The organism is Micromonospora sp. NPDC126480 (assembly GCF_040302465.1).
Classification (GTDB): Bacteria; Actinomycetota; Actinomycetes; order Mycobacteriales; family Micromonosporaceae; genus Micromonospora.
This window is the reverse complement of sequence record NZ_JBEORU010000025.1, coordinates 1-17,312: the sequence shown is the minus strand read 5'-3', so window position 1 is coordinate 17,312 and position 17,312 is coordinate 1. Positions and strand designations below refer to the sequence as shown.

16 protein-coding genes are annotated in these 17,312 nt (G+C 73.6%); 9 read left to right on the top strand and 7 right to left on the bottom strand.

The genetic code is table 11. The annotated features are described in order from the left end of the window. Window positions 1-4: 4 nt before the first annotated feature. The 6 genes from ABTW87_RS21775 to ABTW87_RS21750 form a co-directional block, all read right to left on the bottom strand. Window positions 5-1,183 (bottom strand): MarP family serine protease, encoded by a 1,179-nt coding sequence (locus ABTW87_RS21775; RefSeq protein WP_350652775.1) that lies wholly within the window; start codon window positions 1,181-1,183, stop codon window positions 5-7. A 63-nt stretch (window positions 1,184-1,246) separates the two neighbouring features. Beyond that, on the bottom strand, window positions 1,247-1,939 hold the full coding sequence (locus ABTW87_RS21770) for an NUDIX hydrolase (protein ID WP_350652774.1): 693 nt from the start codon (window positions 1,937-1,939) through the stop codon (window positions 1,247-1,249). 49 nt (window positions 1,940-1,988) lie between these two features. Then, complete coding sequence (locus ABTW87_RS21765; RefSeq protein WP_350652773.1) at window positions 1,989-2,603, bottom strand: TlpA family protein disulfide reductase; 615 nt, start codon at window positions 2,601-2,603, stop codon at window positions 1,989-1,991. After that, window positions 2,600-3,379 (bottom strand): endonuclease III, encoded by a 780-nt coding sequence (gene nth / locus ABTW87_RS21760; RefSeq protein WP_350652772.1) that lies wholly within the window; start codon window positions 3,377-3,379, stop codon window positions 2,600-2,602. Before nth ends, ABTW87_RS21765 begins: the two co-directional genes overlap by 4 nt. A gap of 61 nt (window positions 3,380-3,440) precedes the next feature. Next, window positions 3,441-4,595, bottom strand: a complete 1,155-nt coding sequence (locus tag ABTW87_RS21755; RefSeq protein ID WP_350652771.1) for a CapA family protein — start codon at window positions 4,593-4,595, stop codon at window positions 3,441-3,443. 56 nt (window positions 4,596-4,651) lie between these two features. Next, window positions 4,652-5,356, bottom strand: coding sequence for an adenosylcobinamide amidohydrolase (locus ABTW87_RS21750; protein ID WP_350652770.1), 705 nt, complete (start codon window positions 5,354-5,356; stop codon window positions 4,652-4,654). 220 nt (window positions 5,357-5,576) lie between these two features. Here ABTW87_RS21750 and ABTW87_RS21745 point away from each other — a divergent pair, with 220 nt between their 5' ends. Next, window positions 5,577-6,254, top strand: a complete 678-nt coding sequence (locus ABTW87_RS21745; protein WP_088981720.1) for a Crp/Fnr family transcriptional regulator — start codon at window positions 5,577-5,579, stop codon at window positions 6,252-6,254. Between the two features lie 54 nt (window positions 6,255-6,308). Here the strand turns inward: ABTW87_RS21745 and ABTW87_RS21740 are convergent, their stop codons facing one another. Continuing rightward, complete coding sequence (locus ABTW87_RS21740; protein ID WP_350652769.1) at window positions 6,309-6,923, bottom strand: DUF3592 domain-containing protein; 615 nt, start codon at window positions 6,921-6,923, stop codon at window positions 6,309-6,311. A gap of 147 nt (window positions 6,924-7,070) precedes the next feature. Between ABTW87_RS21740 and ABTW87_RS21735 the strand changes: the two genes are divergently transcribed. The 8 genes from ABTW87_RS21735 (at window position 7,071) to ABTW87_RS21700 (ending at window position 17,156) form a co-directional block, all read left to right on the top strand. Further along, entirely contained in the window at window positions 7,071-7,814 is a 744-nt protein-coding gene (locus tag ABTW87_RS21735; protein ID WP_350652768.1) for a metallophosphoesterase family protein, read from the top strand. 137 nt (window positions 7,815-7,951) lie between these two features. Further along, window positions 7,952-8,557 (top strand): TetR/AcrR family transcriptional regulator, encoded by a 606-nt coding sequence (locus ABTW87_RS21730; protein WP_350652767.1) that lies wholly within the window; start codon window positions 7,952-7,954, stop codon window positions 8,555-8,557. A gap of 38 nt (window positions 8,558-8,595) precedes the next feature. Continuing rightward, on the top strand, window positions 8,596-9,393 hold the full coding sequence (locus ABTW87_RS21725; protein WP_350652766.1) for a TIGR03084 family metal-binding protein: 798 nt from the start codon (window positions 8,596-8,598) through the stop codon (window positions 9,391-9,393). Then, complete coding sequence (locus ABTW87_RS21720) at window positions 9,312-11,159, top strand: acyclic terpene utilization AtuA family protein (protein WP_502891628.1); 1,848 nt, start codon at window positions 9,312-9,314, stop codon at window positions 11,157-11,159. The genes ABTW87_RS21725 and ABTW87_RS21720 overlap by 82 nt, the downstream gene beginning before the upstream one ends. Beyond that, on the top strand, window positions 11,156-12,319 hold the full coding sequence (locus tag ABTW87_RS21715; RefSeq protein WP_350652764.1) for an acyl-CoA dehydrogenase family protein: 1,164 nt from the start codon (window positions 11,156-11,158) through the stop codon (window positions 12,317-12,319). Before ABTW87_RS21720 ends, ABTW87_RS21715 begins: the two co-directional genes overlap by 4 nt. A gap of 40 nt (window positions 12,320-12,359) precedes the next feature. Beyond that, window positions 12,360-13,961 carry an acyl-CoA carboxylase subunit beta gene (locus ABTW87_RS21710; RefSeq protein ID WP_350652763.1) on the top strand — a complete coding sequence of 534 codons (1,602 nt, stop codon included), beginning with the start codon at window positions 12,360-12,362 and terminating at the stop codon, window positions 13,959-13,961. Window positions 13,962-13,971: 10 nt separating this feature from the next. Then, on the top strand, window positions 13,972-15,996 hold the full coding sequence (locus tag ABTW87_RS21705) for an ATP-binding protein (RefSeq protein WP_350652762.1): 2,025 nt from the start codon (window positions 13,972-13,974) through the stop codon (window positions 15,994-15,996). Further along, window positions 15,993-17,156 (top strand): acyl-CoA dehydrogenase family protein, encoded by a 1,164-nt coding sequence (locus tag ABTW87_RS21700; RefSeq protein WP_350652761.1) that lies wholly within the window; start codon window positions 15,993-15,995, stop codon window positions 17,154-17,156. Before ABTW87_RS21705 ends, ABTW87_RS21700 begins: the two co-directional genes overlap by 4 nt. The last annotated feature ends 156 nt before the right edge of the window (window positions 17,157-17,312 follow it).

The following is a 17,312-nucleotide window of genomic DNA, read 5'->3' as shown; positions in this document are numbered from 1 at the left end:
CCGGTCAGGTGCACTCGCCGGTGGCGACGCCGCGGGTGCGTTCGGCCCCGGCGAGGGCGACCGGGCGGGCCTCGGCGGCGGTCACCGCGAAGCCGGTGTTCGGGTCGTCGGCCGCCGCCGCGAAGATCACCCCGAGCACCAGGCCGTTCGAGGAGACCAGCGGGCCCCCGGAGTTGCCGCTCTGCACCAGCGCCCGGATCGTGTAGATCTCCCGGGTCACGTTGCCGGCGGAGTAGATGTCCGGCCCGGTGATCCGGTCGACGTCCCGGATCCGGGCCGACTGTGCGTTGTACGGCCCGTCGAGCGGGAAGCCGAGCACGATCGCGTCCGCTCCGCTGCCCGCGTTGCCGGCCGCGAAACGCATCGACGGGCCGGGCAGCCCGGGCGCGTAGAGCACGGCGAGGTCGCGGTCCGGGTCGTACACGACCACCCGGGCGTCGTACCGGTCACCGTTCAGCTCCACCACCGTGGAGCGGGTGCCGGCGACCACGTGCGCGTTGGTCATCACCCGGTCGTCGGCGTACACGAAGCCGGAGCCCTCGATCCGGCGGGAGCAGCTCGGCGCGGAGCCGAGCACCTTGACCACCGACCGCTGGCTGTTGGCGACCACCTGCGAGCCGGCGAGGGCCGGGTCGGGCGGGGCGACCTGGCGGGCGCGGGTGGGCGCCAGGTCACCGAAGACGTCCGGGAAGCCGTTCGTGTCGACCGTGTCCCGCAGCGCGGTGGACAGCTCCTGCGCCCGGTCGGGCAGCACCCGGTCGACGACCGTGAGCAGCGCGCTGTTGCGCACCGACGAGGCCAGCCAGGGCAGCGACGACGAGCCCAGCGGCACCGCCACCAGCCAGGCGACCAGGAGCACGGCGAACAGCGAGACGAACGCGCCGCCGATGTCGTCCGCCTGCCGCCCGGCGTCGCTTGTGATCGTGCGCCGCAGGTGCGAACCGAGCCAGCCGGCGAGCGCCTGGCCCACCACCGCCAGCCCGAAGACCGCCACCAGCGAGACCAGCACCCGGGTGCCGCTGTCGAGGAACTGCTGCGCGAGCAGCGGCCCGACCTGCAGGCCGACCAGGGCACCGAGGAAGAAGCCGGAGAACGACAACACCCCGATGACGAAGCCCTGACGGTATCCGCTGATCGCGAACACGAGCATGAGCAACAGCAGTACGAGATCCACGGCGGACACGGGTCAAGCGTACGGGGAGTGCGCCCGCGAGATGACCATCGCTAGCGGAAGGTGACCACGGAGTCAGCGCACGGCGCTCTCGTCCACCTCGTCGGTGCCGGCCGAGGGCGCCGGGCTGGCGCCGACCGGCGGAAGGTCCACCACCCGTCCGCGGTGCCAGGGGCGGGTCCAGCCACCCATGTCGAGCAGCGCGGAGAGCACCCCGGCGGTGAAGCCCCAGACGAGCATGCCCCGCACCGAGAAGGCCGGGCCGATCCAGCCGCTGGGATGGCGTACGCGCACCCGGTTCTCCGGGTCGACCAGTTCGCTGATCGGCAGCCGGGCCACGTGGGCGACCTCTGCCGGCTCCCTGGGGTGCACCGGGTGCGGCTCGTGCCACCAACCCAGCACCGGCGTCACGACGAACTCGCTGACCGGGATCCACAGCTTCGGCAGCTCGGCGAGCACGGAGACGGTCGTCGGGTCGAGGCCGACCTCCTCGTTCGCCTCGCGCAGCGCCGTCGCCGAGGCGTCCGCGTCCTCCGGGTCGGCGGCGCCGCCGGGAAACGCCGGCTGGCCGGCGTGGGTGCGGAGCGTGGCGGCCCGCTGGAGGATCAGCACGTCGGGGCCGGTGTCGGGGGCCTCGCCGAGGAGGACCAGCACCGCGCTCTCCCGCCCACCGCGTTCCGGGGTGATCAGCCGGGTGAAGTCCTCCGTCCGGGCGCTGCCGAGCCGGGTCAGCAGCGGGTCGAGCCAGGGTGGCGGCTGTCGGGTCACGCCGGCACCGCCCCGGGATCGGCGGGCCGGGCCGCCGGTCGCGCTCCGCTCACGCCGGCACCGCCACGCCCAGGTGCTCGCGGACGAGCTCGGCGAGGCGGGCGTCGTCGAGCGCGCCGGACGCGTCGACGTGCCGGATCCGGCCGCCCCCGTCGACGAGGACGGTCAGCGGGATCGCGTTGCGGCCGAGCGCGCGTTGCAGCGCCTCGCCCTGGTCGACCAGGCTGGGGAACCGGATGCCGAAGTCCTCGCCGATGGACTGGGCGCCGCCGCGCGTGTCCCGCGTGTTGACGCCGAGCACCGTGAGCCGGCCCTCGGCCCGCTCGCTGAGCCGCTGGAACGCCGGCAGCTCCGTGCGGCACGGGGCGCACCAGGAGGCCCACAGGTTGATCACGACCGGGCCCTTGACATCCCGCAGGGCCACCGGCGCACCCCCGGTGAAGCAGGTAAGCGTCAGCTCCGGCAGGGTCGGCCCCTCGGCCGCCGTGCCCGCCGCCGTGCCCGTCGGCGCGGTGGTCAGCCGGGCGCAGTCCTCGAACGGGGACGGCCGGCTCTGTGCCGCACCCTCCCGGGTGGTGGGCGCGGTCTCCCCACCGCCTCCTCCGGTGCAGCCGGCCACCGCCAGCAGCACCGGGACGAGCAGAGCGGCGAGCCGCGTCCTCACGGCGCCTCCGCCTTGACGGCCTGGACCGGCACCAGCTCCGGGTCGACCCCGGCGGCCGCCGCCAGGTCCCGCGCACGGGGGCCCTTGAGCAGCTTCGCGGCCGCCGCCGGCTCGGTCGGCCCGGTGCCGTACGACGGGCAGAGCTTGGCGAGCGTGCAGGCACCGCAGGCCGGCTTGCGGGCGTGGCAGACCCGGCGCCCGTGGAAGATGATCCGGTGCGACAGCATCGTCCAGTCGCGCTTCGGGTAGAGCGCCCCGATCGCGTGCTCGATCTTGACCGGGTCGGTCTCGGTGGTCAGCCGCCACCGCTGCACGAGCCGCTGGAAGTGCGTGTCGACGGTGATCCCGGGCACGTCGAAGGCGTTGCCGAGGATGACGTTTGCCGTCTTGCGGCCGATCCCGGGGAGGGTCACCAGGTCGGCGAGCTTTCCCGGCACCCGGCCGTCGTACCGCTCGACCAGCGCCTGGCCCAGCTTGATCAGGGAGTCGGTCTTGTTGCGGTAGAAGCCGGTGGGCCGGATCAGCTCCTCCAGCTCGGCCCGGTCGGCGCCGGCGTAGTCGGCCGCCCGGGGGTAGCGGGCGAACAGCTTCGGGGTGACCTCGTTGACCTTCTTGTCCGTGCACTGCGCGGAGAGGATCGTCGCGACGGCCAACTCCAGCGGGCTGGAGTGGTTGAGCTCACAGTGCGCGTCGGGGTGGGTCTCGGTCAGCACCCGCCCGATCCGTCGGGCGCGGCGCGTCCGCCCGAGGTCGGTCTCGGTGAAGCTCGTGGTCACGCGGGCCAGCCTACGTCGCCGGCCCGACAACCGGTCGGGCCGCGCCCGCGCGCCGGGACGGTCAGCCCTCGTCGGGCGGGCTGATCTTGCCGGCGTCGTCGAGCACCGCTCCGGTCTTCGGGAAGTCCCGGCCGCTCAGCTCTCGCACCAGCTCCAGGCCCCGGTCGTCGGCGTCCATCGTCGGCAGGCCCGCCCCGTTCATGTAGGTCGAGGTGAACGACCCGCCCGCCCAGGTGCCGTCCGGCTTGAGCGAGACCTTCAGCACGCCGCCCCAGCCGAGCCGGCCGCTGTTGTTGAGCATCTTCCCGCCGCCGGCGAAGTTCCCCAGGCTGTACGCGATCAGCCGGCCCTTGTAGAACTCCATGCCGCGCAGGACGTGCGGACCGTGCCCGACGATGAGGTCGGCGCCGGCGTCGATCATCGCCTTGGAGAACCGGACCGGGTCGCCCCGGTTCTCGCCGAGGTACAGCTCGGTGCCGGGCTTCACCCGGGTCCGGTCGGCGCCCTCGGCACCCATGTGCACCTGCACCACGACCAGGTCCGCCTGCTCGGCCGCCTTGGCGACGACCTCCTTGGCGGCGGGGATGTCGGTGAGCGGGTTCGACCACGGGTACGACGAGAAGCCCGCCACCGCGACCTTCACGCCCTTCACGTCGACGACCGTGATCTGGTCGGGCGCGCCGGTGTGCGCGAGCTCGTACTTCTCGAGCGCGGCCTGGGTGTTCCGGTAACCCTTCGCCCCGTAGTCGTGACCGTGGTTGTTGGCCTGGTTGAGCAGGTCGAAGCCGGCGTCGCGCAGGTGCGCCGCGTACTCCGGAGGGGCCCGGAACTGGAAGCAGCGGGTGGAGTTGGCCCCGCACTTGCCGGTGCCGGTGTCGACGGTGAGCGGCTCCTCCAGGTTGCCCATCACCAGGTCGGCGGCGAGCGCCTTCTCGACGTCGTCGAAGAAGCCCTTGCCGTTGTTCGCCGGCAGCCGGTTGGGGGCGTTGCCCATGATGATGTCGCCGGTGGCGGAGAGGGAGATCGCCGCTGCCTCGGACGCCTCAGCCGACGGGAGGGGAGCGCCGGTGGCGCCGCCGCCGACGCCGGGCTGCCAGACCCCGCCGGCGCCGGGTGCGGCACCGCCACAGCCCGCGGCGAGCAGGGCGGCGAGCAGCACGCCGACCGCCGGAAGGAGTCGACGCGGACGGGGCCTGAGGGGGGAGGCAGCGTACATCGCCCGCGACCCTACCGGGCGGTGGACGCGCCAGCGAGACCCGATCGGGCAGATGTTCAGGTTGCGAGCCGGTCCGACCACGGCACCACGGTGCCGGCGCCACCGGCCGTGACGGCGGCGTGCACCGCCCGGGCCAGCGGGGACCCCCAGGTGGAGCGGGGTCCGCCGTACGCCGCCTCCGGCCCGTCGACCGGGCAGAGGACGGTGATCGCGTCGGTCGGGGTGCCGGTGCCGGGCACGCCCAGCTCGGCGAGCGCCTGCGCCTTCGCCTCGGTGGCCGTGGCCACCGCGTTGACCAGGGCGGCCGGGCCGAGCCGGGCCGGCACGTACGCCACGATGTTGACCGTGCCGACCCGCTCGACGAGCGTCGCCGGCGCGGCTTCCGCAGCCACGGTCGCCGCTGGTGCACCCGCTTCCGCCGGCGCCGCGGCCCAGACCGGGGTGCCGAGCCCGACCGTCGCCCACACCCGTACGCCGCCGTCGGCCCGGGCCACCACCTCCGCGACGTCCACCCCGGTCAGCAGGCCCACCCCGGGCCCGTCGAGGCCGAGCCGGTCGGCCAGCTCGGCCAGGTGGTCGGCCGGGTCGTCCCGGTCGTACGACATGGGTACGGTGGCGTTGACGACCCAGTTCCGTACGTCCAGCCCACCGCCGAGCGGCGCGGAGCTTACGCTGAGTAGCGGACGGTCGGCCCGCCAGACCAGCATCGGGACGTCCCGCCCGTTCTCGCGGCGGGTGGTCAGCGACGGCTCGTTCAGCACGTGGCGACCCTACGACCTGCGGTTCCGGTCGGCGCGCCGCCCTCGGGCAGGCGCGCGATAATAGTCCCCGACCACGACGGTTGCGTTACGCCCAACGATCAAGTTTCCAGGGGTGCACCTCGGATAACCGCTCACGTGCGCCTAGACTGGCGACGCGCGAGGGATCAGCGGACGGCGGACCCGGCCGAGAAGACGGCACGCGCAGGCGGAGGTGTGCGCGATGGACGAGGTACTGGCCCGCAGCGGAATCTTCCAGGGCGTCGACCCGGAGGCTGCCGAGGCGCTCGCCAAGGAGATGGAGACGCTCGAGGTCCGCAAGGGCGAGGTCGTCTTCAACGAGGGCGAGCCCGGCGACAGCCTCTACATCCTGCTGTCCGGCAAGATCAAGGTGGGCCGCCGGGCGGCGGACGGCCGGCAGAACCTGATCGCGGTCATGGGACCGTCGGACATGGTGGGCGAGCTGTCGCTCTTCGATCCCGGCCCGCGCACGGCGACCGCCACCGCGGTGACCGACACCCGCCTGGTCCGGCTGCGCAAGCAGGCGCTGCGCCCCTGGCTGAACAACCGGCCCGAGATCGCCGAGCAGCTGCTGCGGGTGCTGGCCCGGCGTCTGCGCCGGACGAACGACTCGCTGGCCGACCTGATCTTCACCGACGTCCCCGGCCGGGTCGCGAAGAACCTGCTCCAGATGGCCGGCCGGTTCGGCACCCGCGACGGCGGCGTGCTGCGGGTGACCCACGACCTGACCCAGGAGGAGATCGCCCAGCTCGTCGGGGCCTCCCGCGAGACGGTCAACAAGGCGCTCGCCGACTTCGCCTCGCGCGGCTGGCTGCGCCTGGACGGCAAGAGCATCATCATCCTCGACCCGGAGCGCCTGGCCCGCCGCGCCCGGGTCTGACCCGGAGCCTTCAGACCGGCTCGGATCGCCCTACGCGGTCCGGGCCGCTCGGCGTCACGGCAGCGAGTCGTCGCGCTTCTCCCTCCGCCACACGTCCTGCTTCGTGCCCAGCCGGGGCACCGGCAAGCGGTGACGCCATCGCTCGGCCTGGTTGCGCCACCGGTGCCAGGTCCGCCGCAGGTACGCGAGGTAGAGCGCGACCAGCAGCAGGCCGACCGCGATGATCAGCCAACCCTTCGCGAGGGTCGGCGTCACACCCACGGCGTAGACGCGCTCGGGAGCCTCCGAGTCGTAGACCACGGCGAGCCGCTCCCCGACGGCCGGAAGGTCGTCCGGCGACGAGACCAGCCGTGCGGACACCCGCTCGCCGTCGGCCGTCGTGAACCACACCCTCACCAATGTCCCCCGATTCAGTTCCCGGGACTCCACCACGACCGCGGTGGTCGACTCGCCCCGCTCCCGCAGGCTGTGGGCGTCAATCAGCACGACCCCACCACACCCCATGAAGGTCAGGGCACCGAAGCTCACCGTCAGGAAGGCCGCGAAGGCGGGATGCCGGAGCCAGTAGCCGGGACGCCAGCGGCTGCGCGGCTCCCGCTGGACCGGACCGGCCGCCGTGGTGGACTGCGGTCGTGGGCGACGTCGGCGCCGCCGGTCCTGCCTGCCCACTGTTGCCTCCCCGCGTAACCGGCCCACTCGCGACGTCTCTTCCGCACGGTAGGTGGCTGCGGCAAGAGGCAACCCGGTGGCCGACGGCGGTCTGCCGGAAGCAGAACAGTGTGGACGGGCCGGCGGACACCCGGGAACGTGGGGGCCATGCTGGATCGGGTCGCGGTTCTCTCCGACATTCATGGTGTGCTGCCGGCGCTGGACGCCGTGCTGGCCGAGCCGGACGTGGCCGCCGCCGACCTGATCGTGGTGACCGGGGACATCGCCGCCGGGCCGCAGCCGGTGGAGGTGCTGGACCGGCTCGCCGGGCTGGGTGACCGGGTGCGCTGGGTACGCGGCAACGCCGACCGGGAGCTGGTCGAGGCCCGGGCCGGCCGGCCGTCACCGATCGACGTCTCCAACTGGGCCGCGACCCAGCTCCGGGAGGATCAACTCGCCCGGCTGGCCGCCCTGCCGCTGACGGTCACCCTGGAGATCGCCGGACTCGGCCCGACCCTCTTCTGTCACGCCACCCCCCGGGACGACGAGGAGGTCGTCCTGGTCGACTCGCGGTTGCAACGCTGGGCCGAAGTGCTGGCGGGTGTGCCGGCCGAGGTCCGCACGGTGGTCTGTGGGCACACGCACATGCCGTTCACCCGCCTGGTCGACCGCCGGCTGGTCGTCAACCCGGGCAGCGTCGGCATGCCGTACGGGGGACCGGGCGCGTTCTGGGCCCTGCTCGGCCCGGGCGTGCAGCTGCGCCGCACCGACTTCGACGTGGACGCCGCCTGCGCCCGGATCGCCGCGGATTCGGCCTACCCCGACGCCGCCGCCTTCGCCGACGAGTACGTCCGCTCCCGGCACAGCGACACGGATGCATTGACTGTCTTCGCCCCCCGCGACGGCCGCTGACCGTACCGCCCGCTGCGGACGCGGCGGCGTTCGTGACCGCCAGGACCCTCGAGCCGGCGCCAATCGCGCCGCGGGGCAGGCCCGACTCAGAAAAAGTCAGGCTTGACTGTTTGTTTTGCGGGCGGCAGGCTGGGGCCGTGTCCGCCGCATCGACCCGCGTCCCGCAGCAGGAACGCAGCCGCGCCACCCAGGCCCGTCTGCTGGAGGCGACCGTCGAGTGCCTGGTCGAGCACGGCTGGTCCGGCACCACCACCACGGTCGTGGCGGCCCGGGCCGGCGTCTCGCGCGGCGCCCAGTTGCACCACTACCCGACCAAGGCCGCGCTGGTCACCGCCGCGGTCGGGCACCTGGCCGAGCGGCGGGCCGAGGAGCTGCGCACCGAGGCGGAGGCGCTGCCGGCCGGCCCGCAGCGTCTCGACCGCGTGGTCGACCTGCTCGCCGCCGCCTTCACCGGGCCGCTCTTCGTCGCCGCCCTGGAGCTGTGGGTCGCCGCCCGCACCGACCCCGAGCTGCGCCGGGCGCTGGTCCCGCTGGAGGCCAGGGTCGGCCGCGAGATGCACCGGCTGACCGTCGCGCTGCTCGAAGTGGACGAGCGCCGCCCCGGCGTCCGGGAGGCGGTGCAGGCCACCCTCGACCTGCTCCGCGGCCTGGGCGTGGCGAACCTGCTCAGCGACGACTCGGCGCGCCGCACCGCCCTGCTCGCCACCTGGAAACGCCAGCTCGCCCACCTGCTCACCCCCTGACGCACGGCCCTGCCGCACCCCGCACCCCCGGAGGCACCATGGTCGACCTCACGGACCTGCTCACCGATCTGGCCGCCGAATCGGAGCAGCTGGACGACCTCGTGTCGCCGCTGCCCGCCGCCGACTGGGCCCGTCCCACCCCCTCCCCCGGCTGGACGATCGGCCACCAGATAGCGCACCTGGCCTGGACGGACCACGTCGCGCTGCTCGCCGCCACGGATGCCGAGGCGTTCTACGCGTCGGTGACCACCGCGCCCGAGCCGGACCGGCTTGTCGACGCGGGCGCGGAGGAGTTCCTCGCCCCGCCGGCCGAGCTGCTGCCCCGGTGGCGGGCCGGCCGGTCGGCGCTGGCCGCCACGCTCGCGGCGGCCCCGCCCGGCGGAAAGCTGCCCTGGTACGGCACCCGGATGTCGCCCGCCTCGATGGTCACCGCCCGGCTGATGGAGACCTGGGCGCACGGGCAGGACGTCGCCGACACGCTCGGCGTCGACCGGCCCGCCACCGCGCGGCTGCGGCACATCGCGTACCTCGGCTTCCGTACGCTGGGGCACTCCTTCGCCGCCCACGGCCGGGAGGTGCCGGCGACGCCGGTCGGGGTCGAGCTGTCGGCACCCGGCGGCGCCACCTGGGCCTTCGGCCCGGCGGACGCCGCCGACCGGGTCACCGGTCCGGCGTTGGACTTCTGCCTTCTCGTGACGCAGCGCCGGCACCGCGCCGACCTCGCCCTCGACGCGTCCGGGCCGGTCGCCGACGCATGGCTGGACGTGGCCCAGGCCTTCGCCGGCCCACCCGGCGCCGGCCGCGAGCCGCGGAACGCGCGGGAGGTGCCGGCGTGAGCGAGCCCGCCGAGCGGATCACCCGCCACAGTGGCCGGGTGTCCGGCGACGTGCTGCGGATCGGCAACGCCTCCGGCTTCTACGGCGACCGGTTCAACGCCTGGCGGGAGATGCTCGACGGCGGCGAGCTGGACGTGCTGACCGGGGACTACCTGGCCGAGCTGACAATGCTCATCCTCGGCCGGGACCGGATGCGGGACCCCGGTCTCGGGTACGCGAAGACCTTCCTCCGCCAGCTCGAAGGCACCCTCGGCGCGGCGCTGGACCGGGGCGTCCGGATCGTCACAAACGCCGGCGGCCTGAACCCCGCCGGCCTGGCCGCCGCCGTCGGCTCACTCGCCGAGCGGCTCGGGCTCGACGTCAACGTCGGGTACGTCGAGGGCGACGCCCTGCCGCGGCCGGACGCGCTGACCGCGAACGCGTACCTCGGTGCGTTCGGGATCGCCGCGGCCCTCGACGCCGGCGCGGACGTCGTGGTCACCGGTCGGGTCACCGACGCGTCCCTGGTGGTCGGCCCGGCGGTCGCCCGGTTCGGTTGGGGCCGCGGTGACCTGGACGCGCTGGCCGGAGCGACCGTCGCCGGTCATCTGCTGGAGTGCGGGGCGCAGGTGACCGGCGGAAACTTCAGCTTCTTCACCGAGCTGCCCGACGGTGGGCACCGGCCCGGGTTCCCGGTCGCGGAACTGCACCCCGACGGCTCGTCGGTGATCACGAAGCATCCGGGCACCGGCGGTGCGGTCACCGTCGAGACGGTCACCGCGCAGCTGCTGTACGAGGTGGGCGGGCCGGCGTACCTCGGTCCGGACGTGGTGACCCACCTGGACAGCGTGACGCTCACCCCGGACGGGCCGGACCGGGTGCGGGTGTCCGGCGTCCGGGGGACGGCCCCGCCGGAGACGCTCAAGGTGGGCGTGAACAACCTCGGTGGCTTCCGCAACTCGATGACGTTCGTGCTCTGCGGGCTGGACATCCCCGCGAAGGCCGCCCTGGTACGTGGCCAGGTCGAGGAGGCGGTCGGCAAGGACGGGCTGGAGTTCGTCCTCGCCCGTACCGACCACGCCGACGCCACCGACACCGAAGCGGCGAGCGCGCTGCTGCACGTACACCTGCGCGACGGCGACAAGGCGCGGGCCGGGCGGGCGTTCTCGGCGGCCGCGGTGGAGCTGGCCCTGGCCTCGTACCCGGGCTGCACGCTGACGACGCTGCCCGGCGACGCGACGCCGTACGGGGTCTTCACCGCCGACACGGTCCCGCAGGACGCGGTCGACCACGTGGCGGTCCTTCCCGACGGCACCCGCGTGCCGATCCCCCCGCCGCCCGTGACGTGTTTGGAGGGGTCCCTTGTACAACGCCAGGCGTTAACGGGGGTCCCCTCCTTACATCCCACCCGGCGGGGGGCGCTGGGTGAGCTGGTGGGCGCGAGGTCCGGCGACAAGGGCGGCGACGCAAACCTCGGCGTCTGGGCGCGGACCGACGCGACCTGGGCCTGGCTGCGCGGCTGGCTGACCGTCGAGCGGCTGGCCGAGCTGCTGCCGGAGACCGCCCCGTTGAGCGTGGAGCGGTACGAGCTGCCGAACCTGCGGGCGGTCAACTTCGTCATCCGGGACCTGCTCGGGCAGGGGGTGGCCGCGTCGACCCGCTTCGACCCGCAGGCCAAAGCGCTCGGCGAGCTGCTGCGCTCCCGGATGGTGGACCTGCCGGCCCACCTGTTGACCGGCCCGCCAGCGGGCACGGCCGCCGAGCCGGCCGGGGAGGTGACCCCTTGACCAGCCTGGACACTCCCGAGCGCCGTCAGCTCCGCGCCCTGACCCGGGCCTTCGTGACCAAAGAGGTGCTGCCGCACCTCGCCGACTGGGAGCGGGCCGGCGAGGTCCCCCGGGACCTGCACGCCACCGCAGCGAAGCTCGGCCTGCTCGGCATCGGGTTTCCGGAGGAGGTCGGCGGCAGCGGCGGCGACCTGCTCGACTCGACCGTCGTCACCGAGGAGGTCATCCGCGCGGGCGGCTCATCCGGCCTGATCGCGGCGCTGTTCACGCACGGCATCGCGCTGCCGCACATCGTCGCGGCGGTGTCCGACCGGGCCGGCACGGCCGCCGACTACGACCTCGTCGACCGGTACGTCCGGCCGACCCTGGCCGGCACGATGATCGGCTCGCTGGCCGTCACCGAGCCGGACGGCGGTTCGGACGTCGCCGGCCTGCGGACGACCGCCATCCGCGACGGCGACCACTACGTCGTCAACGGCGCGAAGACCTACATCACCAGCGGCCACCGCGCCGACTTCGTGACCACCGCGGTCCGCACCGGCGGGCCGGGCGCGGGCGGCGTCTCGCTGCTGGTCATCGACAAGGGCACGCCCGGCTTCACGGTCGGGCGGCGGCTGGAGAAGCTCGGCTGGCACTGCTCGGACACCGCCGAGCTGTCCATCGCCGACGTGCGGGTGCCGGTGGCCAACCTGGTCGGCGAGGAGAACAGCGGCTTCCTCGCCATCATGCGGAACTTCGCCGCCGAGCGGATCTCGCTGGCCGTCCAGGCGTACGCGACCGCGCAGCGCTGCGTCGAGCTGGCCACCCGCTGGTGCCGGGACCGGGAGACCTTCGGCCGTCCCCTCGCGAGCCGGCAGCTCGTGCGTCATCGCCTGGCCGAGGTGCACACCCGCGCCGAGTCGGCCCGGGCGTACGTGCTCGCGGTGGCGGAGCGGGTCGCCGCCGGCGAGCCGGCGATCACCGAGGTGGCGATGGCCAAGAACGTGGCCGTGGCGGCCTGCGCCGAGGTCGTCGACGCGGCGCTGCAACTGCACGGCGGCTTCGGCTACCTGCGCGACGCCGAGGTCGAGCGGCACTACCGGGACCAGCGCATCCTCGGCATCGGCGGCGGCACCACCGAGATCATGAACGAGATCATCGCGAAGGGCATGGGCCTGTGAGAGCGCCGAGCACGCCGGGCCCGCGACCGGAGGAGGCCCTGTGACAACACTGGACACCGCCATCGACCCCGCCTCCCCGGGCTTCCAGGCCAACCGCGAGGCCCTGCTGGAACGCCTCGCCGAGCTGGACGCCGCGCTGGACAAGGCCCGGGCCGGCGGCGGCGAGAAGTACGTGGCCCGGCACCACAAGCGCGGCAAGCTGCTCCCCCGGGAGCGCATCGAGCTGCTGCTCGACCGGGACAGCCCGTTTCTGGAGCTGTCATCGGTCGCCGCGTACGGCACCGACTTCCCGGTGGGTGCCAGCGTGGTCACCGGCATCGGCGTGGTCGAGGGCGTCGAGTGCCTGATCATCGCCAACGACCCGACGGTACGCGGCGGCGCGGTCAACCCGTGGTCGCTCGCCAAGACCCGGCGGGCCGGTGAGATCGCCCTGGCCAACCGGCTGCCGATGGTCAACCTGGTCGAGTCGGCCGGCGCGGACCTGCCCACCCAGGCGGAGATCTTCATCCCCGGCGGGCGGGTGTTCCGCGACCTGACCCGGCTCTCCGCTGCGAGGATCCCCACGGTCAGCGTGGTCTTCGGCAACGCCACGGCGGGCGGCGCGTACGTGCCGGGGATGTCCGACCACGTGATCATGATCCGCGAGCGGTCGCAGGTCTACCTGGCCGGGCCGCCGCTGGTGAAGATGGCCACCGGCGAGGACGCCGACGACGAGTCGCTGGGTGGCGCGGCCATGCACGCCACCACGTCCGGCTTGGCCGACCATCTCGCCGAGGACGAGCGGGACGGCATCCGGCTGGCCCGGCAGTGCGTACGCCGGCTCAACTGGCGCAAGCACGGCCCGCTGCCCCGCAACCCCGTCCCCCGGCCACCGAAGTACGACCCGGAGGAGCTGCTCGGCATCGCCAGCGCCGACCTCAAGGTCCCGTTCGACCCGCGCGAGGTCCTCGCCCGGGTGCTGGACGGCAGCGAGTTCGACGAGTTCAAGCCCAGCTACGGCACCGCGCTGGTCACCGGCTGGGGTGAGCTGCACGGGTACCCGGTCGGCGTCCTCGCCAACGCCCGGGGCGTGCTGTTCAGCGCGGAGGCGCAGAAGGCGGCGCAGTTCATCCAGCTCGCCAACGCTTCGGACACCCCGCTGATCTTCCTGCAGAACACCACCGGCTACATGGTCGGCACCGAGTACGAGCAGCGCGGCATCATCAAGCACGGCGCCCTGATGATCAATGCGGTGTCGAACTCGACGGTGCCGCACCTGACCGTCAACCTGGGCGCCTCGTACGGCGCGGGCAACTACGGGATGTGCGGCCGGGCGTACGACCCGAGGTTCCTGTTCACCTGGCCGAACGCCAAGTCCGCGGTGATGGGCCCGGCGCAGCTCGCCGGGGTGCTGTCGATCGTGGCCCGGCAGGCCGCCGCCGCGAAGGGCCGGGAGTACGACGAGGAGTCCGACGCGGCGATGCGGATGATGGTCGAGCAGCAGATCGAGTCCCAGTCCGGAGCGCTGTTCCTCTCCGGCCGCCTCTACGACGACGGCGTCATCGACCCCCGGGACACGCGTACCGTCCTCGGGCTGTGCCTGTCGGCGATCCACAACGGACCGGTGAAGGGCGCCGACGGCTTCGGCGTCTTCCGGATGTAGGGGGCAGTTCATGATCAGCAGACTCCTGGTCGCCAACCGGGGTGAGATCGCCCGCCGGATCTTCGCCACCTGCCGGGCGCTCGGCGTGGAGACGGTCGTCGTGCACTCCGACGCGGACGCCGACGCGCCCTTCGTCGCCGAGGCCGACCACGCCGTCCGGCTGCCGGGGAACACGCCCGCCGAGACGTACCTCCGGATCGACCTGATCCTCGACGCGGCCCGCCGCTCCGGCGCGGACGCCGTCCACCCCGGCTACGGTTTCCTCGCCGAGAACGCCGAGTTCGCCACCGCCGTCACCGACGCCGGCTTGGCCTGGATCGGGCCGCCGGCCAAGGCGATCGCCGCGATGGGCGACAAGATGGCGGCGAAGGCACTGCTCGCCGAGGCGGGCGTACCGATGCTGCCCACCTGGACCGACGCCGAACAGGTGACGAGCTTCCCGGTACTGGTCAAGGCGTCCGCCGGGGGCGGCGGGCGCGGCATGCGCGTGGTCCGCGACTCCGACGGGCTCGCCGAGGCCGTCGCCAGTGCGCGCCGCGAGGCGGCCTCCGCATTCGGCGACGGCACGGTCTTCATCGAGCGGTACGTCGAACGCGGCCGGCACGTCGAGGTCCAGATCTTCGGCGACGCGTACGGGACGGTGGCCGCCGTCGGTGTCCGCGAGTGCTCGATCCAACGCCGCCACCAGAAGATCGTCGAGGAGGCACCCGGCGTCCTTCCCGACGGCGTGCGGGAACGGCTGCACGAGGCGGCGGTGGCCGCCGGCCGGGCGGTCGACTACGTCGGCGCGGGCACGGTCGAGTTCCTGCTCGCGCCCGACGGGGAGATCTACTTCCTGGAGATGAACACCCGCCTCCAGGTGGAGCACCCGGTCACCGAGCTGACCACCGGCCTGGACCTGGTCCGGCTGCAACTGCTCGTCGCCGAGGGTGCGGCTCTACCCGTGTCCGCAGCCCCGCCGGCGGTCGGGCACGCGATCGAGGTACGCCTCTGCGCCGAGGACCCGGCTCAGGGGTACCGGCCGGCGACCGGCACCCTGCACCGGTTCGCCGTCCCGGGGGTGGCGGCCGAGTTCGGGCCGCTGTCCTCCGCCGGCCTGCGCCTCGACTCCGGCGTGGCCGACGGGTCGGTGGTGGGGGTGCACTACGACTCGATGCTCGCCAAGGTGATCGCCTGGGCGCCCACCCGCGCCGAGGCGGCCCGCGCCCTGGCCGGTGCGCTGGCCCGGGCCGAGCTGCACGGCGTCGCCACCAACCGGGACCTGCTGGTACGCGTCCTGCGCAGCCCCGAGTTCGCCGCGGTCGACATCGACACCGGCTTCCTGGACCGGCACCCGGAGGTGTTCGCCCCGCTGCTGCCGGCCGATCAGCTCCCCCTGGTCGCACTGGCCGCGGCCCTCGCGTCGGCGGCCGACCGCCGCGCCTCGGCGCCGGTGCTGGCCGGGCTGCCGTCGGGCTGGCGCAACGTGCCCGCCTTCCCGCAGGTCACCCGCTTCACCGCTCCGGACGGCGCCGAGGTCGAAGTCCGCTACCGGCTGGACCGCTCAGGCGGCCTCGCCGAGTGGTCAAGTGAAAGGAAGGGCCCCCGTTCAACGCCTCCGGTAGAGGAAGGGCCCCCACTTAACTCGCCGGCGGTGCGAATGGTGACCGCCGCACCGGAGCGGGTCGTGCTGGACGTGGCCGGGGTGCGGCGGGCGTACCGCGTACACCGGGCGGGGTCGGAGGTCTTCGTGGACGGCCCGGACGGGGCGGCGAGCCTCACCGAGCTGCCGCGCTTCCCCCTGCCCACCGCGGAGCTGGCCGCCGGGTCGCTGCTCGCGCCGCTGCCCGGCGCGGTGACCCGGGTGCACGTCGGGGTCGGCCAGCGGGTCACCGCCGGTGACCTGCTGTTGACGCTGGAAGCGATGAAGCTGGAGCACCCCGTGCTCGCCCCCACCGACGGCGTGGTCGCCGAGCTGCCGGTACCCGAAGGCGGCCAGGTCGACACCGGAGCCGTGCTCGCCGTGGTCAACCCCCTTGAGGAGGCTCAGTCATGAACTTCGACCTCACCCCCGAGCAGGACCAGTTGCGCGACGCCGTGCGGGCGCTGGGCAAGCGGTACGGCCACCGGTACTTCGTGGAGAAGGCCAAGGCCGGCGAGCACACCACCGAGCTGTGGAACGAGGCCGGCCGGCTGGGCTACCTGGGCGTGAACATCCCGACCGAGTACGGCGGCGGGGGCGGCGGCATCACCGACCTGGCGATCGTCTGCGAGGAACTGGCCGCGGCGGGCTGCCCGCTGCTGCTGCTCGTGGTCTCCCCCGCCATCGCCGCCACCGTCATCAACCGGCACGGCACCGAGCAGCAGCGCAAGCGTCACCTGCCCGGCCTGGCGGACGGCTCCCAGAAGATCGTCTTCGCGATTACCGAGCCGGAGGCCGGGTCGAACTTCCACCGCCTCGCCACCGTCGCCCGCCGGGACGGCGACGACTGGGTGCTCTCCGGCCGCAAGTGCTACATCTCCGGCGTCGACGAGGCAGGGCACGTGCTGGTCGTGGCGCGTACCGAGGATTCGTCGACCGGGAAGCTCAAGCCGGCGCTGTTCATCGTGCCGACCGATGCGGCCGGGCTGACCTGGTCCAAGCTGGACATGGAGATCCTCTCCCCGGAGAACCAGTTCCTGCTCTACCTGGACGACGTGCGCCTGCCCGCTGACGCGCTGGTCGGCGAGTCGCTGGACGCCGGCCTGCCGGCACTCTTCTCCGGGCTCAACCCGGAGCGGATCACGGTTGCCGCGATGGGCGCCGGCACCGGCCGGTACGCGATCGAGCGCGCGTCGGAGTACACGGCCACCCGCGCGGTGTGGGGCGGGCGGACGATCGGCTCGCACCAGGGGGTGTCGCATCCGCTGGCGCACGCGGCCGTGCAGGTGGAGCTGGCCCGGCTGATGATCCAGAAGGCCGCCGTGCTGTACGACGCCGGACGCGACCTGGAGGCGGGCGTCGCCGGCAACATGGCGAAGTACGCGACCGGGGAGGCTGCGGCTCTGGCGGTGGACACGGCGGTGCAGGTGCTCGGCGGTGCGGGCATGACCACGGAGTACGGGGTGGCGACGCTGCTGGGGGCGGTTCGGGCGGGGCGGATCGCGCCGGTCAGCCGGGAGATGATCCTCAACTTCGTCGCGCAGCACGTGCTGGGTCAGGACAAGTCGTACTGACACGTACCCGGGGTTGCCCTCACTCTGGTGAGTCGCACCAAGATCGCGCTCTCCCGCAGATGTCAACACCGTTGCGTTTAGCGCCGTGACCGGGAGGCAAGCCCTTTTTCGAAGATTGTGATGTCGGCGTGGAAGCTGTAGGTCTGTGTGGTTGCG